The 19,525-nt window shown below is 73.7% G+C and carries 14 protein-coding genes, 3 tRNA genes and 1 pseudogene; 13 read left to right on the forward strand and 5 right to left on the reverse strand.

Annotation, left to right across the window (positions count from 1 at the left end; translation table 11 throughout):
* From ACWDAK_RS37245 to ACWDAK_RS37265, 5 genes and pseudogenes are all read left to right on the forward strand, one after another.
* A pseudogene (locus ACWDAK_RS37245) lies at positions 1 to 686 on the forward strand (GlxA family transcriptional regulator); the annotation flags it as partial.
* Positions 687 to 1,590: 904 nt separating this feature from the next.
* The gene (gene orn / locus ACWDAK_RS37250) at positions 1,591 to 2,193 is read left to right on the forward strand and encodes an oligoribonuclease (RefSeq protein ID WP_344636206.1); all 603 of its coding nucleotides are present in this window, start codon (positions 1,591 to 1,593) and stop codon (positions 2,191 to 2,193) included.
* A 134-nt stretch (positions 2,194 to 2,327) separates the two neighbouring features.
* Positions 2,328 to 2,403: transfer RNA gene (locus ACWDAK_RS37255), tRNA-His, on the forward strand.
* Between the two features lie 218 nt (positions 2,404 to 2,621).
* The gene (locus tag ACWDAK_RS37260) at positions 2,622 to 3,068 is read left to right on the forward strand and encodes a DUF4442 domain-containing protein (protein ID WP_344636207.1); all 447 of its coding nucleotides are present in this window, start codon (positions 2,622 to 2,624) and stop codon (positions 3,066 to 3,068) included.
* A gap of 478 nt (positions 3,069 to 3,546) precedes the next feature.
* Positions 3,547 to 4,359 carry a hypothetical protein gene (locus ACWDAK_RS37265; protein WP_427394286.1) on the forward strand — a complete coding sequence of 271 codons (813 nt, stop codon included), beginning with the start codon at positions 3,547 to 3,549 and terminating at the stop codon, positions 4,357 to 4,359.
* A gap of 108 nt (positions 4,360 to 4,467) precedes the next feature.
* On the opposite strand, the gene ACWDAK_RS37270 is transcribed toward ACWDAK_RS37265, so the two are convergent.
* Positions 4,468 to 5,394, reverse strand: coding sequence for a spermidine synthase (locus tag ACWDAK_RS37270; protein ID WP_425557589.1), 927 nt, complete (start codon positions 5,392 to 5,394; stop codon positions 4,468 to 4,470).
* A gap of 320 nt (positions 5,395 to 5,714) precedes the next feature.
* Positions 5,715 to 6,230 (reverse strand): hypothetical protein, encoded by a 516-nt coding sequence (locus ACWDAK_RS37275; protein ID WP_344636210.1) that lies wholly within the window; start codon positions 6,228 to 6,230, stop codon positions 5,715 to 5,717.
* A gap of 549 nt (positions 6,231 to 6,779) precedes the next feature.
* Here ACWDAK_RS37275 and ACWDAK_RS37280 point away from each other — a divergent pair.
* Positions 6,780 to 8,291, forward strand: a complete 1,512-nt coding sequence (locus ACWDAK_RS37280) for a tetratricopeptide repeat protein (RefSeq protein ID WP_425557590.1) — start codon at positions 6,780 to 6,782, stop codon at positions 8,289 to 8,291.
* A gap of 213 nt (positions 8,292 to 8,504) precedes the next feature.
* On the opposite strand, the gene ACWDAK_RS37285 is transcribed toward ACWDAK_RS37280, so the two are convergent.
* A complete protein-coding gene (locus ACWDAK_RS37285; protein ID WP_344636211.1) occupies positions 8,505 to 9,149 on the reverse strand; it encodes a histidine phosphatase family protein in 645 nt (214 codons plus the stop codon).
* A 433-nt stretch (positions 9,150 to 9,582) separates the two neighbouring features.
* Here ACWDAK_RS37285 and ACWDAK_RS37290 point away from each other — a divergent pair, with 433 nt between their 5' ends.
* The 6 genes from ACWDAK_RS37290 (at position 9,583) to ACWDAK_RS37315 (ending at position 15,435) form a co-directional block, all read left to right on the forward strand.
* On the forward strand, positions 9,583 to 10,788 hold the full coding sequence (locus ACWDAK_RS37290) for a hypothetical protein (RefSeq protein ID WP_427394287.1): 1,206 nt from the start codon (positions 9,583 to 9,585) through the stop codon (positions 10,786 to 10,788).
* Positions 10,789 to 10,849: 61 nt separating this feature from the next.
* On the forward strand, positions 10,850 to 12,475 hold the full coding sequence (locus ACWDAK_RS37295) for a hypothetical protein (protein ID WP_344636213.1): 1,626 nt from the start codon (positions 10,850 to 10,852) through the stop codon (positions 12,473 to 12,475).
* A gap of 8 nt (positions 12,476 to 12,483) precedes the next feature.
* Entirely contained in the window at positions 12,484 to 13,869 is a 1,386-nt protein-coding gene (locus tag ACWDAK_RS37300) for an AAA domain-containing protein (protein WP_344636366.1), read from the forward strand.
* 218 nt (positions 13,870 to 14,087) lie between these two features.
* Positions 14,088 to 14,507, forward strand: coding sequence for a hypothetical protein (locus ACWDAK_RS37305; RefSeq protein ID WP_344636214.1), 420 nt, complete (start codon positions 14,088 to 14,090; stop codon positions 14,505 to 14,507).
* 201 nt (positions 14,508 to 14,708) lie between these two features.
* The gene (locus tag ACWDAK_RS37310) at positions 14,709 to 15,293 is read left to right on the forward strand and encodes a bifunctional DNA primase/polymerase (protein WP_344636215.1); all 585 of its coding nucleotides are present in this window, start codon (positions 14,709 to 14,711) and stop codon (positions 15,291 to 15,293) included.
* Positions 15,294 to 15,361: 68 nt separating this feature from the next.
* Positions 15,362 to 15,435, forward strand: a tRNA-Lys gene (locus ACWDAK_RS37315).
* A 109-nt stretch (positions 15,436 to 15,544) separates the two neighbouring features.
* Here ACWDAK_RS37315 and pgi read toward each other — a convergent pair.
* Both pgi and ACWDAK_RS37325 read right to left on the reverse strand, forming a co-directional pair.
* The gene (gene pgi / locus ACWDAK_RS37320) at positions 15,545 to 17,206 is read right to left on the reverse strand and encodes a glucose-6-phosphate isomerase (RefSeq protein WP_344636216.1); all 1,662 of its coding nucleotides are present in this window, start codon (positions 17,204 to 17,206) and stop codon (positions 15,545 to 15,547) included.
* A gap of 237 nt (positions 17,207 to 17,443) precedes the next feature.
* On the reverse strand, positions 17,444 to 19,024 hold the full coding sequence (locus ACWDAK_RS37325; RefSeq protein WP_427394288.1) for a Na+/H+ antiporter: 1,581 nt from the start codon (positions 19,022 to 19,024) through the stop codon (positions 17,444 to 17,446).
* A gap of 310 nt (positions 19,025 to 19,334) precedes the next feature.
* Here ACWDAK_RS37325 and ACWDAK_RS37330 point away from each other — a divergent pair.
* A tRNA-Lys gene (locus ACWDAK_RS37330) sits at positions 19,335 to 19,408 on the forward strand.
* Positions 19,409 to 19,525: the final 117 nt, after the last annotated feature.

Raw genomic sequence — 19,525 nt, forward strand, 5'->3', positions numbered from 1 at the left:
GCCCTGCGCAAGGCGCACCACGAGGGCGCCCGGATCATCGGACTGTGCACGGGTGCGTTCGTCCTGGCAGCCGCGGGTCTGCTGGACGGCCGGCCACCACCCACTGGATGTACGCGCCGACGCTGGCCAAGCGCTACCCCCGGGTCCACGTCGACCCGCGCGAACTCTTCGTCGACGACGGCGATGTGCTCACCTCGGCCGGCACGGCGGCAGGGATCGACCTCTGCCTGCACGTCGTACGGACCGACCACGGCGCGGAGGCGGCCAACGCGCTGGCCCGCCGACTGGTGGTGCCGAGCCGACGCAGCGGCGGAGGACAGGCCCAGTACATCGACCAGTCATTACCTGAAGAGATCGGCAACGACCCGCTCGCCGAGGTCGTGACCTGGGCCCTCGAAAACCTCAACCAGCAGTTCGACGTGGAGGTGCTCGCCGCCCGCGCCTACATGAGCCGCCGGACCTTCGACCGGCGCTTCCGCACCCTGACCGGCAGTGCGCCGCTGCAGTGGCTGATCACTCAGCGGGTGCTGCAGGCGCAGCGGCTGCTGGAGACCTCCGAGCTGTCCGTGGACGATGTCGCACGCCGCTGCGGCTTCCGCTCACCGGTCGCGCTCCGGGGCCACTTCCGGCGCCAACTGGGGGTCTCGCCCGCCGCGTACCGGACCAGCTACCGCGCCCGGCGGCCCGCTTCGGGCGGCGCCACCGTGCCACCGCAGGGGCACCCCGCCCAGGGCCACGGCCATCACGCACCGGGGCATCCGGCGGCGAGCGGCTACCCGGCCGAGCGACTGTCGGGTCTGGCCGGTGCCACCGGTCCGCTCGGTGCGGCCTCCGCTCCGGCGGGCATGCCCGCCGGAGCTCCTGGGGCCGCCGGACCGGCCGGGGGTGCTCCGGGTGCCGGATTCGGCGCTCAGGCCGGGGTGACCGGGACGGCGGTCGCCGGAAGCCAGGCGGGCGTGGGTCCGGCGGGCGGGACTTCGCCGGCCGGCGCCGCGGCGGGCGCGCCACCCGCGTACCACTCGCCGGGCGCGCCGGGGGCCGGAGGCTCCCCGACCGCGGGCGCACTCGGTCGGGGACGGTTCCGTCCGGGCGTTCCGCCGCAGCCGGGCACGGGCCTCGGCAGGACGTCCAGGCCCGGCGACCGCCCGACGGAGCGGCAGGAACGGCCGGCGCGACCGGTGCGGCAGGCGGACCAGCTGACGGACCGTCTGGCCGATCGGTCGCCGGAACGAGCCGTCGAGCACGCGGCCGCGGCGGACGAGGCCCATGGCCGGCCCTCCGCTCGGGGCCTCGGCCAGCGGCACCGTGCCGATGGCAGCGCTCTTCCGCACGCCCATGCGTCCGGGGCTCCGGCGCCCGGCAGGCCCGGTGTCGGGGACCATCCGGGCAGCGGCTTCGCGGACGACGATTCCGACGGCGCCCGTACGGGCGGCCCCGGAGTCGAACACCACAAGGTCGACGACGCGGTCCACGAGGCCGACCGGGCGGAGGACCCCGCCGACGGGAGCGCCGACACCGGCGGCACGGCACGCCTTCCCGAGGCGGACCGTCAACTGTCCGGCTCGCGCGACCGCGCCGTAGGGTGAGTGCGTGAATGACCGTTTGGTATGGATCGACTGTGAAATGACGGGGCTCGACCTCGGCCGGGACGCGCTGGTCGAGGTCGCCGCCCTGGTGACCGACTCCGAGCTGAACATCCTCGGCGAGGGTGTGGACGTCATCATCCGCCCGCCCGCCGAGGCCCTGGCCGGCATGCCCGAGATCGTGCGCACCATGCACACCTCGTCCGGGCTGCTGGACGAGCTGGAGCACGGCATGACGCTGGCCGAGGCCGAGGAGCGCGTCCTCGCCTACATCCGGCAGTACGCACCGGAGGCCGGCAAGACCCCGCTGTGCGGCAACTCGGTCGCCACCGACCGGGGCTTCCTGGCCCGCGACATGCCCACGCTCGAAGGCCACCTGCACTACCGGATCGTGGACGTCTCCTCGATCAAGGAGCTGGCCCGCCGCTGGTACCCGCGCGCCTACTACAACAGCCCGCAGAAGGGCGGCAGCCACCGGGCGCTCGCGGACATCCGCGAGAGCATCGCCGAACTCCGCTACTACCGCGAGGCCGTGTTCGTCGAGCAGCCCGGACCGGACACCGACGCCGCCCGCGCGATCGCCGCGAAGCACCAGCTGCCGACCGGCTGACCCGGGCCGGGCGCCCGCCGTCGCGACCCGAGCGACGACCCGAGCGGCAACCCTGGCGCGAGCATCCCTTCGGATCCTGTAGAGTTCTCTGTGTCGGAGCGGGAACGCGGAAGCGGGAAAGCGCCGGACAGATGGTGGGCGTAGCTCAGTTGGTAGAGCACCTGGTTGTGGTCCAGGTGGTCGCGGGTTCGAGTCCCGTCGCTCACCCCAACGGCCTTGAGGGGCAGATCTCTTGGAGATCTGCCCCTCAAGGCTTTTCTGCGTTGCGGGTTTTCGCGCCCCGGTCGGCCTGATCCGCGCCGATCCGAGCCGCGCCGACCCGACTCGGTCCCACCCGGCCTGACCCGACCCCCACCAGGGCGGGGCTGGCTCGAAAAGATCTCCGGTCCCCCTCCCCGAGAAAGCTACCCACTAGTAACATCATCGCCATGACCACACCTTCGATCGGCCAGCTGCTCGACTCCACCGTGCCGATGGCCCACACCCTGAAGCTCGAGTACCTGGAGACCAGCCCCGAGCGGGCCGTGCTCCGGCTGCCGGACCAGCCGGAGTTCCACAACCACGTCGGCGGCCCGCACGCCGGTGCGATGTTCACGCTGGCCGAATCGGCGAGCGGCTGCATCGTCCTCGCGGCCTTCAGCGACCAGCTGTCGCGCGCCGTGCCCCTGGTCGTGAACGCCGAGGTCTCGTACAAGAAGCTGGCGATGGGCCCGGTCACCGCCACCGCGACGCTCGGCCGGCCGGCCGCCGACGTCGTCGCCGAGCTGGACAAGGGCGAGCGCCCGGAGCTTCCGGTCACCGTCGAGATCACCCGCGCCGACGGCGCCGTCACCGGCGTGATGACCATCACCTGGACCCTGCGCCCCAACTCCTGAGTTCCAACTCCGGAGCTCCTGGCGCTTACTGGACTCCCGGCGGGGAGCCGCCGGGTGGGGGAGCAACGGCCTCGCGCACGAGTGCTCGTGCGGGAGACCCCCGCCCGGCGGGCCGGGGCCGCCAGGACGCACCGGCGCGCCTCGGCATCGGGCCCTGCCCGCGACGCCCGTCCCGCCCCCAGGGCCTGGCCCCGACCAAGACGCCGGCCGTGCCCCGAAGTCTGGCCCTGCCCGCGTCGCCGGGCCCTCTCGCAAGCCCGGCCCTCTCGGAAGCCGGACCTTTCCGAGGCATCGGAACGAGAAGTACGCCGCCCGCCCGAAGCCGCGTCAGATCGTCCGAAACCTGCCTTCTCGTTCGCTGCCGCCGCCTGGTGCCGAGGGCTCCGGACCGCCGGCAAACCGAGACGCCGACCACCGCGATGACGGAAAGTCACCGACGCGCGTGACCTGACGCCCCGGGTGCTCGTTCTCGCTTCACGTGCGAGCCAATCACGCGATCCCGGTGCAGCCGCAGGCCGTCTCCGTCCGTTCCGACGGCCCGGGCCGCAACCCGCGGCGGGCGGGTGAACGGCTGCCCCGCCCTCACGTCCTCGCGGCAGGCGGCGTGGCGCTGGCCCAGGTGTGGGGCCTGGGGCTGGGTGCCACCGGCGCGTACGCCGCGACGGCCGAGCCCGACAGCGCGTTGGTCGGCAGGGCCGACGTCCCCGCCCTGCTGGACGGGCTGACCGGCACCACCGCACCGGCCCTGCGGCATCCGGCCGCACCGGTCGAGCAGGTGCTCCAGGACCGGATCAGGGCCGGCGGGCTGCCGCTCCCCGGCCAGGCGGCCGGTGTGCCCGACGCCTTCGCGATCGCCGCCGTACTGCTGCCCGCCGCTCCGCCGCAGCCTCGCGGGGACGCCCTGCGCCCCTCGCGGTCGAGACCGGAGGAGGGCGCGGACCGCTCCCCCTCCAACGCGGGCGCAGCGGCCCGGCCGGGCGCCGACGTCGCCACGGACCCGGCCGCCGTACCACCGCCGCTACCGCCCGGCGGCGCCGCTACCGGCGGTGGCGCTACCGGCGGTGGCTCCGCTGTCCCGGGTGCGGCCACGACGGGGCGCCGGACGGGCATGGTGCCGGTGCGGTTCCAGGATCCGGCGCAGCCGGTCGCCGATGATCCGCTCAGCCTGACCGCGGCCACTCCCGTCGAGCCGGACGACGACCTCACCGCCGTACTCGTCCCGATCGCGGGCGGCATGCTGCTCAGCGGGGCCGCGATGTACAAGCACCGGGGGCTGCCGCGCGGACACTGAGCACGCGGAACGGACCGGGGCACGGAAGCGCGCCGGACCGGGGCACGGAAGCGCGCCGGACCGGGGCCGGCGCACCGGCGATCAGTGGAAGACGCCGGGTGGCGGGGATCAGTGGAAGACGCCGGGTGGCGGGGCCGGCGACGGGGCTGCCGTGGCATCGGTGGCCGGTACCGCACCGGCGGTGAAGTCGGCCAGCGAGCGGCCGTGCTCCACCCGGCCGAAGTAGGAGTCCGAGGCCACCCGGCGGCTCAACTCGTCCAGCGGGAGCGGCTGCTGGGCCGCCACCAGGATCAGGTTCCCGAACCGCTTGCCCCGCAACACCGCCGGATCGGCCACCAGGCAGACCTCGGGGAAGACCGCACGCAGCGTGGCCACCTGGGACCTGGCGAAGAGCAGCGCCGAACCGTCCGTGATGTTCACGGCGTACCGCCCGCCGGGCGCCAGGGCCCGCGCGGCCAGGGTGGCGAACTCCACCGTCGCGCAGTGCGCCGGAACCCTGGCCCCGGCGAAGACGTCGGCGATGACCAGGTCCACCGCCCCTTCCGGGGTGCGCTCCAGCACCGCGCGGGCGTCCGCGCCGCGGACCTTGACCTGCCAGCCGCGCTCCAACGGGAGCTCCGCCCGGACGAGTTCGGTCAGCGCGGTGTCGATCTCGGCAACCTGCTGACGCGAGCGGGGGCGGGTGGCCGCGACGTAACGGGCCAGGGTGAGGGCGCCGCCGCCGAGGTGCAGTACGGTGACGGGCTTTCCGGGAGCCGCGGCCAGGTCGATCACATGGCCGAGCCTGCGCTGGTACTCGAAGCCCAGATAGGTGGGGTCGGCGAGGTCCACCAGCGACTGCGGCGCACCGTCGACCAGTAGGGTCCAGGCGTGCGGGCGGTCCCGGTCGGGGACGAGTTCGGCCAGTCCGGAGCCCACCTGGCGGGCCAGCGGGCCCTGGGAACGGGTACGGGCCGCGCCGGACGGTCCGCCCGGGGCGGCGGGGTTCGGCTCGGTCTCGGTACGAGCCCTGCCGGCCCTGTTGCTGCGTCCCATGGCCCTCATTATCGCCAAGGTGACGGACAGCGCCCCAGCTCAGCGGCGGTCGGGCAGGGGGGAACGAGAGGGGACGGGAAGGTCCGGGGGGACGGGCGCCGCGACCGGCTGCGGACGCGAACTCCCCGGTAGGCCGTTCGGCCGGGCCTGGCGGGACAGTGCACCGCGTTCCTCGTGGCGGAGCGGAGACGGCAGCGCGGGCGTGCGACTACGCGGCGGGCGGCGCGTGCGACTACGCGGCGTGGGGCGCGGGCGGCAGCGCGGGTGTGCGGTCACGCGTTGACACGGCTGTGCAGCTCGGGCGGCTGTGCGGCACGGCCTCAGAAAGGCCCGAAGCCGCCTGCGGTCAGCGTGCAGGCAGCTTCGCAGAGTGCCGAGCGCAGCACCCAGGCGTCTGTGGGGCGGGCCGCGGAGTCCGGGCCGGACGGTGGCATCACCCAGCGCGGGTCGGTCGGCGGGTAGAGGACGGCACCGGGTGTACAGCTGCTGCCCGGCAGGTGCCAGAGGTCGGCGGTACCGGCCGGGACCAGGAACGCGATCGCGGAGCCGCCCGCGGTCTGGAGCACCGCCCCGCAGGCGCGGCGGAGCCGGAGGATGTCGACCGTCTCAAGGCCGTGCCGAACCGCGACGGTGACCGTGTCGTAGCCGGCCGGGGGCGGGGCGGTCGCGCCGCCCCCGCCGGTACAGGCCGAGAGTTCACCCTCGACGCCTCTGGCCGCTCCGGCCCCTCGGGCGCCCTCGGCGCCGCGCGGGCCGTCCGGGAGCAGCGCGGGCGCCAGCCCCTGGGCGACCCCGCCGGCGACCGTCCGTCGGTACTGCGGCACTCCGATGACCATGGCGGCCCTCCTGTCACCTCGTCAGGTCGGAAGCCCAGTCACTCGGGCAGGTGGGGGTGCGGATCGGGGCTTCCACGTATCAGGACAACGCGAAGAGTGCCCCTGAAGCCACGGGGCCGCCTACAGCAAGCCATGGCATTTCATGGCAGATCTCGGCAATGACGTCCGAAATGTGGGGAATTGAGGGTACATCATCCGGCAACTCACCGTATTCGCCGGATGACTCCGGGTACTGTCATGGGCGCCCCGTCCGACCCACGAGCACATGCCATCACAGCGGCCGTCCGCGACACCAACCACCCCCACGGGCCCCAACCCCGCTGACCCACCCAGCCCCGGCCGACCCCGATCGCCGCCACCGATCGCCACCTGCCGACCGCGGCCGCACCCGGCCCCCGTTCACTCCGGACCAGCCGCCCCACCGACCTCCCGAACCGCCATAACGACAGCCCCCAGAAACAAGCCTCCAGAAACAAGCCCGCGGCGACAGCCCCCAGGGACAGCCCACAGCGACAGCGACCTTCACAGCACGAGCTCGGAGCGCAGACCATGGCAGCCAAGCGACCCGGCGGAACGCAGTCCACGCCGACCGCCGCCGTCACCCCCCACGTCGCCATCCCCAGAGCCGCCGCCCCCAACGCTGTGATGCGGGAGTTGCGGGGCGACCGCTCCCCCGGCGAGTTCGCCACCGCGATCCGGCGGGCCGCCCGCGAGATCGGCGAACACGTGTCCTGCGACGCCCGCTACGTGGGGCGGGTCGAGTCCGGTGAGATCCGCTGCCCCAACTACGCGTACGAGCGGGTGTTCCGGCACATGTGGCCGGACCGCTCACTACAGGATCTCGGCTTCGCCCCGCGGACGGCGGTCCGCCGCCGCAGCACGCGAGGCGCTGCAGCCGGGCCGCCCGCCCCGGGGCCCGACGGCCGGGCCCCGCTCACCGATTCGCACCATCCCCACGAGGAGAACGACGACGTGCGTCGCCGTACGTTCCTGAGCGGCGGCTCGACCGCCCTGGCGGCAGCACTCGGCCTTGACCGGCCGGCCCACGCCGCAGCCCCCACATCCGCCGTCTCCGCGGAAGCACTGCCGGTACCGGGCGAGTTCGCCGCGGCCCAGGTCGGAACGGCCCGACAGGTGAGCCAACTCCCATCCCTGCGCCGGGTCGGCGCCGCCGAGGTGCTCGGAGTCGAGCAGGCCGTCCGGGACATCAGGCTGCTGGACGACGCGCATGGTGCGGACACCCTCTTCGAGCTGGCCGGCCAGTCGCTGCGCAGCGCGTACGCCCTGCTCAACGACGGCGAGTACAGCAGCGCCACCGAGCGCCGACTGCAGTCCGGGGCCGGGGAGTTGGCCATCTCGGTCGGCTGGCTGGCCCACGACTCCAACCGGCTGGCCGACGCCCGCTCGTTCTACTCGGAAGCGCTCGCCACCGCCCGGATGGCCGACGACACCGCACTGGAGGCGCACGTGTTCTGCAACAGCGCCTTCCTCGCCAGGGACGCCGGCCGCCCGCGCGAGGCGCTGCGCGCTGCGCAGGCCGGCCAGGCCGCGGCGCGCAAACTGGACTCGGACCGACTGCTCTCGCTGCTCGCCATGCGCGAGGCGGGGGGCTGGGCGCTGCTCAAGGACCGGGCGGCCTGCGAACGGGCGCTCGCCCGCGCGCACACGCTGTTCGACCGGGGCGAGTCGGAGGCCGACCCGGAGTGGATGTCGTTCTTCGGCGAGGCGGAGATCGCCGGCCTGGAGGCGCAGTGCTGGTCCGCCCTGGGTGAGTGGGACCGGGCCAGCGAACGGGCCGGGCGGGCCATAGCGCTCCAGGACCCGCACTTCGTCCGCAACCGGGTGCTCTACACCGCCGAACTCGCCCACGACCGGCTGGGCCAGGGGGATCTGGCGGGGGCGGCGAGCCATGGTTCGGCGGCGGTGGCGCTGCTCGGCGAGGTCCGCTCGGCGCGGATCCGGAACATGCTCGCCGACTCCGCCGAGAACCTGCGGCCGCACCGGTCGGTGGCGGAGGTCGCCGACTTCCTGACGGCGTACCACCATGCCGTGGCTGCCTGACGGCCGCCGGGTCCGGCCCCGGGGTCGCGCGACCGGGGCCGCGCGACCGGCCGCACACTACCGTGACGGGCTGATCGCACGGCTCTTCCCACACCGGGACGCCGCGCTCCGCTGACGGCGCGCCGGAGTCTTCCTGGGGCGCGCTGCCCGCACAGCCCTTCCGCCTCGGGGCGCCGCCACGCCCCGGGGCGCTGTTCCGCCCGACCGCTCGGCTCAGTGGGCGTCGAGGTGGCTGAGGTCGTTCCAGACCTCCACCGCGGGCAGGCCGTACTCCCAGGAGAGGACCGACAGCGCCGCCGTCCCCAGCTTGAAGCGCTGGGCGTACTCGGGCGCCAGGCCGAGCCAGCGGGCCGTCAGGATGCGCAGCAGGTGGCCGTGGGCGAAGAGCAGCACATCGCGGTCCGCGCAGTGCATGGTGGTGGTGTCGGGGTGCGGGACGCCGTGCTCCTCGTTGAGTCCGGCGATGAAGGCGTCGACCCGGTTGGCCACGTCGGAGAGCTTCTCACCGCCGGGGACGCCGTCCCGCCAGATCAGCCAGCCGGGGTGGTCGGTGGCCCTGATGTCCTGCCCGGTGCGACCCTCGTACTGGCCGTAGTCCCACTCCATCAGCTCGGGGCGGTCCACCGCACGGTCGCCGAAGCCGGCCAGTTCACAGGTCTCCCGGGCCCTGGAGAGCGGGCTGGTGTAGACGACGGCGTCCGGCAGGCCGTTCCACGGCGCCTTCGCCAACCGGGCCCCGAGGGCGCGCGCCATCGCGCGGCCTTCCTCGGTGAGCGGGATGTCGGTACGGCCGGTGTGCCGGCCGGTGGCCGACCACTCGGTTTCGCCGTGCCGAACGAGCACGATTCGAGCGGGCATGGGGGAACTCCTCGCAGCTGGGGTGGCGGTTAGCCAGGGTGGGTGCGGCCGGGCTCGCCATCGAGTCGCCGGGGACCATGATCCCCCACCTCCGGGCCGGCGTCCGGCAGCGGCCCGCGACCACCCGCCCCACCCCGGTGGTTCGCCAACGTCCCACCCGCTCCGCGAGAGTGCACGCGCCTTCCGGCGGGCGCGCCGCGCCGCCACGGACGGTGCCGTGACAGCGGCCACCCGGCCCGCGCGCCCATGACGAACCCCGTGCGGACGATCCAAAGTCCCCTGCCGGGCGACCGCGCACCGCCCACCCGGACCCGGCCGCCCGGACGCAGCCGCCGCGCCGGCCCGCCCCGCAGTGCCGGCATCGCGTGGAAAGCAGTGGAAAGCAGCGGCCGCACCGGATTTGTCAGACCCGGATGCGACACTGGGCCGCACCATGAACGTCTCGACCATCGGGCAGGCAGAGCCGCTGGCACAGCGGCTCTCCGAGCTGCGCGGCCGGGCGCCGCAGCGCAGCCTCGACGCCCGTGCCCTCGCCGCGCTCGCCGCCAACCCGGGCTGCCGCCGCCGCGCCGTACTCGACGCCGCCGGGGTGGACAAGGCGGCCGTCGCCGGGCACCTCGGCCATCCGGCGCCCTTCGGTCAGTCGCCGTTCGCGATAGCGCGCGGCAATGTCTTCGAGTCCCGGCTCAAGGAGAACGGCTACGCCGCGCTGCTCGAACCGCTGCGCCGGCGGCTCGGGCTGCCGCCGGACGCGACCGCGCTCGCGGTGCCCGACCTGCTGCCGCGTTCCGCCCCGGCGGTCCGGGCCGAGCGCACTCGCGAGGTGCTGGCCGAGGCCGCGGCCGCACCGGGGGCCTGGACCTTGCTCGACCACCCGATGCTGCGGCTGACCGTGGCCGGCGGCCCGGCGTACCTGGAGCCGGACGCGGTGGTGGTGCACGACGGCCGCTGCACCGTCGTGGAGATCAAGTCGTTCCCGGTCCTGGACGGCTCCGCCGACCCGGCGAAGGTCGGGGCCGCGGCCCGGCAGGCGGCGGTGTACGTGCTGGCGCTCCAGGAGGCCGCGGCCGCGGCGGCCGGGCAGCCGGTGGACGACTCGCCGTACGCGGAACAGAAGCTGCCCGGCAGCCCGGAGTCGAGCGTGCTGCTGGTCTGCCCGAAGGACTTCGGCAACCGTCCGACGGCCGTCGCCGTGGACATCCGGCGCGAGCTGGCCACCACCCGCCGTCAGCTCGACCGGCTCACCCGGGTCGAGGAGCTGCTGGCCGCGCTGCCGTCCGGAACCACCTTCGACCTGGCCCCGGACGAGGCCGGCTGCCCCACCCGCCCTGTCGGTGAACTGGCCGCCGCCCTCGAGGCGTTGACCGCCGCATACAGCCCGGACTGCCTCTCCAGCTGCGAACTCGGCTTCCACTGCCGCGCGCAGGCCCGCTGCGCCGACTCGGTCGAGCAGCTCGGCCGTACTGTCCGGGGCGAGCTCGGCAGCCTGCGAACCGTCACCGAGGCACTGGCCGCCGCGGCGGGCCGGGGTGCCGGCGAGCCCGCCGACGCCGACGGTGCCGAGCAGGCCGAGGCCGCCGCCCGGCTCGCGCACGCCGCCGCGCTGCGCGCCGAGGCCCTGGGCAGGAGCGCTGGATGACTCCGTACCCCGCCGCGCTCGAGGCCCCGCACCGGGCCGGGGCTGTCAGGAGGTCCACCCGATGAGCCTGTTGAGCACCCTGGCCCGGCTGGAGGCCGTCCGCAGCGGCCGGGCCGAACCGCTCGCGACCGTGCGGCACCGACACCTCTCGCAGCGCCCCATGGTGCTGGTCCCGTTCGCCGCCGCCGGTGAGTCGGGGGCGCCGCTGGCCATGCTGCTGGGCACGGACCGGGCCGCACCGCACCTGCACATCGTTCCGCAACCGCTGAACCGCACCCAGCGGTTCGACTTCCTCGCCCGGGTCGCCGCCGACCTGCTCCCCTACCTGGAGTCCTTCGGTACCGAGGTCGAGCAGATCGAGGGCTCCGAGAAGGACTCGGGGACCGGCGAGAAGACCCAGGTCCTCCGGGAACTCTGCACCGACGCACCCCAGTTGATCGTCCCCAACGGCGCGTCCGTCCAGCACCTGTCCCTGCTCGGCCGGTCCACCAGGTTCCGCCGTACCGCCGAGGACGCCGACCCGGGGCTGTACCCGGCGCCGACCCAGGTCCCGCTGCTGGGGCGCTGGTTGACGCATCTCACCGAGCGGGCCCAGGTGCCGGGATCGAGCCTGCTGCTGTCGATGACGGCACTGCTGGCCCGCCACTGGGCGACCGGCCAGAGCCACCTGGAGGACCAGCACCTCGCCGCCCAGCTGGCCTGGCACCTCCCGCGCCCCGGCCTGACCGGCGCCGAGACGGCCCTGCTCGCGGAGACCGAGCGGGACGTCCACGGGCGGCTCACCCATCCGCCAGCCGGGCCGGTCACCGATCCGCGCTTCGACGAGCTGCTGCTCGCCCCCGCCATCAACCGCCACGACTCCGCCCTCGCCGCCCTGGCCGGGCTGCAGCAGGCGCCGGGCCGGCCGGAGCAGGTCGAGCAGGCCCGACTCCACGTCAAGCAGGCGTCGGAGCAGCTGCGCTCGGTCCTCGAACAGGAGCTGCTGCCCACCTGGCGGGACGTCTGGCGCGGCCTCGACCTGCTGTACGCGCTGCCGCCGGCCGCCCATCTCGGGGAGCGTTGGGAGTCCGACCGCTGGTCCTACACCGGCCACCGGGACCGGCTCGCCGCCGGGGAGCCGCCGCAGCCCCGGCAGGACGACGCGGTGACCGCCGCCCGCAAGCTCGCCCAGCGCGAGCGCGAGCAAGCCAGGCTGGCGGTCCAGGAGGCACTGGACGACCCGCTGGCGATGGCCGAACACCGGCTGGCGGGCGAGGCGTTCGCGGGCACCGTGGTCGGGGTGGCCTTGGACTACGACACCTCCGGCCGCTCGCCCAAGCCCCGCCCGCTGGTCACCGTCCGCACCGACGACCGTCCGCACGCCGATCCGGGCCGCGAGGTGCACCGGGCAGGGGGGTCCCCCCGGCCGGAGGCTGGTGGAGGACCGGTCGCGCAGAAGGCCGTGATCGTCGAGTCCGACCCGGCCGGCGGCACCGTCACGGTCCGGGTGCTGTCCGGGATGGGTCGGAAGAAGGAGCCCGAGCCCGGCAGCCTGCCCGAGCCCGGCGAGCAGATCGTCTTCACCCTGTTCGAGCTGACGTCGCGCCAGTCCGCCCCGCTGCCCGAGCCGGACGACACCCCTTGGACACACGGTGGACCGCCAGGCGCCGCCGATCATTCGCTCACCGCTGCCGAAGAGTGGGAATGACCGACACCATGACCCTCGACCCGGGCTCCACAGCCGTCCCCGGCAAACCATCGGCCCTCTCTCCCGGCGCCGCGGCGGACGCCGCCGTGGCCAGGATCCTGGCCGCCACCGTCCGCCCGGCCCCCGGTGCGCCGCGCGGTGTGGTGGTGGACTCGCCCCCCGGCGCCGGGAAGTCGACGCTGGTGGTGAAGGCGGCGAAGGAGCTGGTCGGCGCGGGTGAGCGGCTGATCATCGTGGCCCAGACCAACAGCCAGGTGGACGATCTGGTCGACCGGCTGGCCGAGAAGGGTCCCGAGCTGAGCATCGGCCGGCTGCACGCGAGCGACTCCCGCCCGTCGCCCGAGGCGCTGCGCCACGGCAACGTCACGCCGTCCGACAAGGTGGGCACCCTGCTGGAGCACGACGTGGTGATCTCCACGGCCGCCAAGTGGCAGTGGGTGAAGACGGAGGCGCCGTGGCGGCACGCGATCGTGGACGAGGCGTACCAGATGCGCTCGGACGCGCTGCTCGCGGTGGCCCGGCTGTTCGAGCGGGCGCTGTTCGTCGGCGACCCTGGTCAGCTGGACCCGTTCACGGTGGTCGGCACGGACCAGTGGGCCGGGCTCTCGTACGACCCGTCCAGCAGCGCGGTGGTCACGCTGCTGGCGCACAACCCGGAGATCGAGCCGCACCGCCTGCCGGTCTCCTGGCGGCTGCCCGCCTCGGCGGCGCCGCTGATCTCCTCGGCGTTCTATCCCTACGCACCGTTCCGCTCGGGCACCGGGTCCGGCGAGCGGCGGCTGACGGCGGCGGTGGCGGCGGACGGTTCGGCGTTCGACGCGGCGATCGACGAGGCCGCCGAGAGCGGCTGGGCCCTGCTGGAGCTGCCCGCCCGGCACACCGTCCGGACGGATCCGCAGGCCGTCGCCGCCGTGGGGGCGACGGTCCGGCGGCTGCTGGAGCGCGGTCTCACCGCCCATTCCGAGCAGGGCTCCACGCCGCTGACCCCCGGCCGGATCGCGGTCGGCACCGCCCACCGGGACCAGGCCTCCGCCGTCCGCACGGCACTGGCCGGGCTCGGCGTACCGGTGGATCCGGCCGCCGGTCCGGCCGTCACGGTGGACACCGCCAACCGGCTGCAGGGCCGGGAGTACGACGTCACCGTGGTGCTCCACCCGCTCTCCGGCCGCCCCGACGCGACGGCCTTCCACCTGGAGACCGGCCGGCTGTGCGTGCTGGCCTCCCGGCACCGGCACGCCTGCATCGTGGTCGCCCGCGCGGGCATCGCCGAGGTCCTGGACGAGCACCCCGCGACCGAGCCGGTCCAGCTCGGCGTCACGGTCAAGTTCCCGGACGGCTGGGAGGCCAACTACCGGATGCTGCAGCACCTGGAGGAGCACCGGGTCCGGCTGTGACCCGGGGCCCCGGCGGGGGCGGTAGGCGTCCGGGGTGTCGGCCGGGGCGATCGAATTCGCCACCCCGGCGTGCGGGCCGGGAATAGCGCTCTGCTCTCACACCGTTCCGCTACCGGCCGCCGCCGAGCGACAATGGACGGCGGCCGATACCGGTGGCCCATACCGGCCGCCCGTGCCACGAGGCAGCGAACCGCCCCACACCCCGGAGGTGTCCCCCCATGCCCGATCGCCACTCGCCGGTCTCCGGCCAGAGCGGCCAGCACGTCCCGAGCGGCCCCACCGAGCCGGCCGTACCGGGTCCGGGCACCCCCGTCCGCCGGCTGCGCCCGGCCCACCTGCTCTTCGAGCCGCAGGCGAGCGAGCCCGAACCGGAGCGCTTCTTCGACCTGGAGGCCATCGAGGACCCGTCCGAACTGCTGCGCCGCGCCACCGAGTTGACCCTGGCCTTCAGGGCCGCGGCCGAACGCGCCACCGACTTCCAGGCGATCGCGGCGGCACAGCTCGCCGACACCAGGCGGTTCGACGCGCTCTCACCCGCCGAGATCGCCGACCAGGCCGACTGGACACCCGACTACGCGGCGCGGATGGTCGAGTACGGACAGACGCTGCTGAAGCAGCAGGCCGTGGGCGAGCACTGAGCCACCCCGCCGTACCCACGGCTGCACCGACGGCACCCTCCGGCGCCCCTTGAGCCCCACCGCCCGTCGCGGCAGGCTCCGCCCCAACCGGTGTAGCCAGTGGCATATGCGGGCGGGAAGGGTACGCCTGCCGGGTCGGCACTGTCCGGCGAATGGGGCTTTTCTTCCGCACGGGGCGGTTCGGCGGTCAGGCTGCTGCACGTGGACATCTGGACCTATCAATCCGTGGAGTACGTCACCGTCGCCGGCGAGGCGTGGCTGGCCTCGGCGAGCGAGTACCCGCGCAGCATGCGGGCACTGTGGCAGTCCCGGCCGTGGGCGCCGTCGGTACTGCCGTGCGGACGGGTCTTCGACGTGATCAGCATGCCCTCGCTGTTCGGCCGCCGGGTCCTGGACGAGCTGTGGGCGTCCGGCCCGGGTTGCGGGCCGGTGGCACTGTTCCGCGGGCGGACCCTGCTCTTCGTACAGCCGGGCGCGGCTCCCCGGCTGCGGACGCTGCTGGCCTGGGAGGAGTGGGCCCGCGAGGTGCCGCCGCTGCTCTGCCACGGGGCCGGCGACGCGGTGACCGTCCCGCCGGTCCAGCGGATGGTGGACGCGCCCGACTCCCCCGGCCAGGGCGCGGGCCGCTGGATCGTGGCGCCGGACACCCGCGAGCCGTGGCTGCCCGGCGCCGCCACGGTGCTCTGGGCCTGCGTCCGCGCCTCCAGGGGGCAGGCCGCCTGCGACGGCCCGCTCCCGGCGCCCGCGGACCTGGACGGCGAGCCCGACCCCCTGCCCTCGGCCTGAACCCGGACCGGCCGGTATTCGATTTTGGTTCCGCCCGGGGCCACTGCTAGAGTTTTCTCTGTCAGCAGGCGCCGCTAGCTCAGTTGGTTAGAGCAGCTGACTCTTAATCAGCGGGTCCGGGGTTCGAGTCCCTGGCGGCGCACAGACAGTCGGAAGGCCCCTCGCAGCAGCGAGGGGCCTTCCGGCGTTTTCGGCCACCGGCAGCCCCTGCAGTGGGCCGCCGTGAACCGGCGGCCCACCCGGGAGGGCGGTCAGCGGCCGCGCAGCGAACGGTAGTTGGCCACCAGAGCCGCGGTGGAGCTGTCAAGCTGCTCCGCTCCCGCCCCGGTCAGCAGCACCGGCTCGATCCGCTTGGCGAGCACCTTGCCGAGCTCGACGCCCCACTGGTCGAAGGAGTCGATGTTCCAGACCGCACCCTGGACGAAGACCTTGTGCTCGTACAGCGCGATCAGCTGGCCGAGCACCGACGGGGTGAGCTCGGCGGCCAGGATGGTGGTGGTCGGGTGGTTGCCCTTGAAGGTCTTGTGCGGGACCAGCTCGGCCGGGACCCCCTCGGCGGCGACCTCCTCGGGGGTCTTGCCGAAGGCGAGCGCCTGGGTCTGGGCGAAGAAGTTGGCCATCAGCAGGTCGTGCTGGGCGACCAGGCCGGGCCGCAGGTCGGCGACCGGCTTGGCGAAGCCGATGAAGTCGGCCGGGATGAACTTCGTGCCCTGGTGCAGCAGCTGGTAGTAGGCGTGCTGGCCGTTGGTGCCGGGGGTGCCCCAGACCACCGGGCCGGTCTGCCAGGAGACCGGGTTGCCCTGGCGGTCCACCGACTTGCCGTTGGACTCCATGTCCAGCTGCTGGAGGTAGGCGGTGAACTTGGACAGGTAGTGCGAGTACGGCAGCACCGCGTGCGACTGGGCGTCGAAGAACTCGCCGTACCAGACGCCGAGCAGCCCGAGCAGCAGCGGGACGTTCTGCTCGGCCGGGGTGGTACGGAAGTGCTCGTCGACCAGGTGGAAGCCGTCCAGCATCTGGCGGAAGTTGTCCGGGCCGATCGCGATCATGAGCGAGAGGCCGATCGCGGAGTCGTAGGAGTAGCGGCCGCCGACCCAGTCCCAGAACTCGAACATGTTCGCCACGTCGATGCCGAAGTCGGCGACGCCCCGGGCGTTGGTGGAGAGGGCCACGAAGTGGCTGGCGACCGCCTCGGTGCCGCTGTTCAGCTGGGTGAGCAGCCAGTCGCGGGCGGAGACGGCGTTGGTGATGGTCTCGATCGTGGTGAAGGTCTTGGAGGCCACGATGAACAGGGTCTCGGCGGCGTCCAGGTCGCGCACCGCCTCGTGCAGGTCGGCGCCGTCCACGTTGGATACGAAGCGGACGGTGAGGTCGCGCCGGCTGTAGGAGCGCAGCACCTCGTAGGCCATCGCGGGGCCGAGGTCGGAGCCGCCGATGCCGATGTTGACGATGTTCCTGATCTGCTTGCCCGTGTGGCCCTTCCACTCGCCGGAGCGGACCCGGTCGGCGAAGGAGGCCATCTTGTCCAGTACGGCGTGCACGGCGGGGACGACGTTCTCGCCGTCCACCTCGATGACGGCCTCGCGCGGGGCGCGCAGCGCGGTGTGCAGGACGGCCCGGTTCTCAGTGATGTTGATCTTCTCGCCGCGGAACATGGCGTCCCGCAGCTCGGCGACACCGGTGGCCTCGGCCAGCTCCCGGAGCAGGCGCAGGGTCTCGTCGTTGATCAGGTGCTTGGCGTAGTCCACCCTGAGGTCACCGACCTGGAGTGCGTAGCGGTTGCCGCGCTCCGGGTCCGCCGCGAACAGCTCACGCAGGTGCTGTTGCCCGATCGCCTCCCGGTGCTTGGCCAGTGCCGCCCACTGCGGCAGCCGGTCCAGCGGGGTACGGCCGCCGACAGGGTTCTCCGTCATTGGTTGCTCCTTGACTCATCCGGTTTCTTGGATACCGGCAGGGCCCAGCGGGGAGGGTTGCGCGAGGGTCTGGCGGTACGGGGTGCTGTGTGCGCCGACTCCGTTGACGGCCTGCCCCGGCACAGCCTACGCGCCCGACCGGCCCGTCTGGCGCGGCGTCACCTGCGCCTCGGAAACGCCGTCACCTGCACGTCGCCGAGGCTCCGCCGGGCCGTCACGCGGGCATCCACCGCGGCGTCATACCCGCCTGCTGCGCAGGTCGAGGCCGCGCATCACCCGGTCGACGATCTCCGGGTCGGCACCGACCTCACTGCGGGCTGCCAGCACCTCGCGGCGGGAAGCGGCGATCATCTCCTGCTCGACCGCGGCCGCGGCCCGCCACTGGCTGGCCCGCAGCCGGACCTCGGCGGCTTCCTCCTCCTCGTACTTCTCCGGGCAGAGTCTGGCCAGCCGGTCGTGCTGGCGGTCGCGCAGCCGCTCGGCGACCTCGGGCGGCAGCCGGCGCTCCTCCTCCAGCTCGGCCAGCCGGTCCAGGCCGGCCTTCGCCGCCCGCCACCACATCTCCCTGAGTTCCCGCTCGTGCCGGTCGTGGCCGGCGTCCAGGTGGAGCAGGCGAACCAGCCAGGGCAGGGTGAGGCCCTGGACCAGCAGGGTGAACAGCACCACACCGAAGGCGATGAAGACGATCTCGCTGCGGCCGGGGAAGCCGCTGCCGTCGGCCAGCAGCAGCGGCACGCCCAGCGCCAACGCGACGGTGGCCACCCCGCGCATGCCCGACCACCAGAGGACCACGGTCTCCTGCCAGCTGATCGGGGTGTCCTCCTCCCCGCGGCTGACCCGTTTGGAGATCCAGGCGGCCGGCAGCAGCCAGACCAGCCGGACCAGTAGCACGGTGGCGATCACCCAGGCGGTGTCGCCGAGCATGCCGTACCAGCGGCGCCCGACGTCGGCGAGCACGGTGGACAGTTCGAGCCCGATCAGGCCGAAGGCGACCCCGGTGATCAGGATCTCGACGATCTCCCAGAAGGCGTTGCCGACCAGCCGGTAGGAGACGTCGTCGGCGCCGGCGGCCCGGTCGGCGAGGTAGAGCGCGCAGACCACCACGGCGAGCACGCCGGACCCGTGCGCCTCCTCCGCCAGGACGTACGCGGCGAACGGGACGAGCAGGTTGAGCGCGACCTGCTCGGTGGGGTCGTCCAGAATTCCGGCCAGCCTGGTGTTGAGCCAGCCGAGCGCGATGCCGAGGACCACGGCGACCACCGCGGAGAGGATGAAGCGCAGCACCGCGTGGACGGCTGAGAAGTCACCGCTGACCTGGGCCTCGATGGCCAGCGAGTAGATCACGATCGCGGTGACGTCGTTGAACAGGCCCTCGCTCTCCAGCACCGCCACCAGCCGGCGCGGCAGGCCGATGCTGCCGGCCACCGCGACTGCCGCAACCGGGTCGGGCGGGGAGACCAGGGCGCCGAGCACGACCGCTGCGGCAAGCGGAAGGGCGGGGGCCTGCCAGTGCAGGACGCCCGTGACCGCCGCCGTGGTGATGACCACCAGGGCGACGGCGAGCAGCAGGATCGAACGGATGTTGGCCCGGAAGTAGCGCACCGAGGAGCGTCTGGCCACCGCGAAGATCAGCGGCGGCAGCACCAGCGGCAGGATCAGCTCCGGCTCGACCTTCACGTTGGGGATCTGCGGCACCAGGGCCATCACCAGCCCGACCACCGTCATCAGCACCGGCTGCGGAACGCCGGTCCGCCGCGCCACCGGGATGGTCACGATCGAGGCGAGCAGCACCACGAACAGCAGCGACAGTTGGTTCACCGATTCAGCATAAATCTGACAAACCGTAGTTTTCGGGTCCTGCATCCGGAGCCTGCCCTTGATCTCAGGCGCGCTTCATCGTGCAGGTCGGGGCCGTCCCGGGGCACGGACGCACGGACATGCCGCCATCGGCTTTCGACGCGCCCGGCGGCCCGAGGCACCGCGGGCGGCCGGATCCCACCGCCCGATCGGGGACGGCCCCGTCCGGCGCAAGGCCGCGATCACCCCGTGGTCGGCCGGTTGACACCCGGCGTTCGGGGCCGATTAGGACTTCGGGCCGCTGACCAGGTAATGTTCTCTTCGTCAGCAGGCGCCGCTAGCTCAGTTGGTTAGAGCAGCTGACTCTTAATCAGCGGGTCCGGGGTTCGAGTCCCTGGCGGCGCACAGACAGCCGGAAGGCCTCATCCGCTCCAGACGACACACCGCCCGGAAGATCACGATCCGTAGCCGATGGGTAAGCGACCGTGATCCGCCCGCACGAGCCAATCCGGCACGCTGGCC

Source organism: Kitasatospora sp. NPDC001175, assembly GCF_053598215.1.

Bases quoted from the DNA above. Each gene is read 5' to 3' on its own strand.
- ACWDAK_RS37295 (WP_344636213.1), top strand. From the start codon at position 10,850: ATGAGCCTGTTGAGCACCCTGGCCCGGCTGGAGGCCGTCCGCAGCGGC.
- ACWDAK_RS37300 (WP_344636366.1), top strand. From the start codon at position 12,484: ATGACCCTCGACCCGGGCTCCACAGCCGTCCCCGGCAAACCATCGGCC.
- ACWDAK_RS37275 (WP_344636210.1), bottom strand. From the start codon at position 6,230: ATGGTCATCGGAGTGCCGCAGTACCGACGGACGGTCGCCGGCGGGGTC.
- ACWDAK_RS37280 (WP_425557590.1), top strand. From the start codon at position 6,780: ATGGCAGCCAAGCGACCCGGCGGAACGCAGTCCACGCCGACCGCCGCC.
- ACWDAK_RS37305 (WP_344636214.1), top strand. From the start codon at position 14,088: ATGCCCGATCGCCACTCGCCGGTCTCCGGCCAGAGCGGCCAGCACGTC.
- ACWDAK_RS37270 (WP_425557589.1), bottom strand. From the start codon at position 5,394: ATGGGACGCAGCAACAGGGCCGGCAGGGCTCGTACCGAGACCGAGCCG.
- ACWDAK_RS37260 (WP_344636207.1), top strand. From the start codon at position 2,622: ATGACCACACCTTCGATCGGCCAGCTGCTCGACTCCACCGTGCCGATG.
- pgi (WP_344636216.1), bottom strand. From the start codon at position 17,206: ATGACGGAGAACCCTGTCGGCGGCCGTACCCCGCTGGACCGGCTGCCG.
- ACWDAK_RS37285 (WP_344636211.1), bottom strand. From the start codon at position 9,149: ATGCCCGCTCGAATCGTGCTCGTTCGGCACGGCGAAACCGAGTGGTCG.
- ACWDAK_RS37290 (WP_427394287.1), top strand. From the start codon at position 9,583: ATGAACGTCTCGACCATCGGGCAGGCAGAGCCGCTGGCACAGCGGCTC.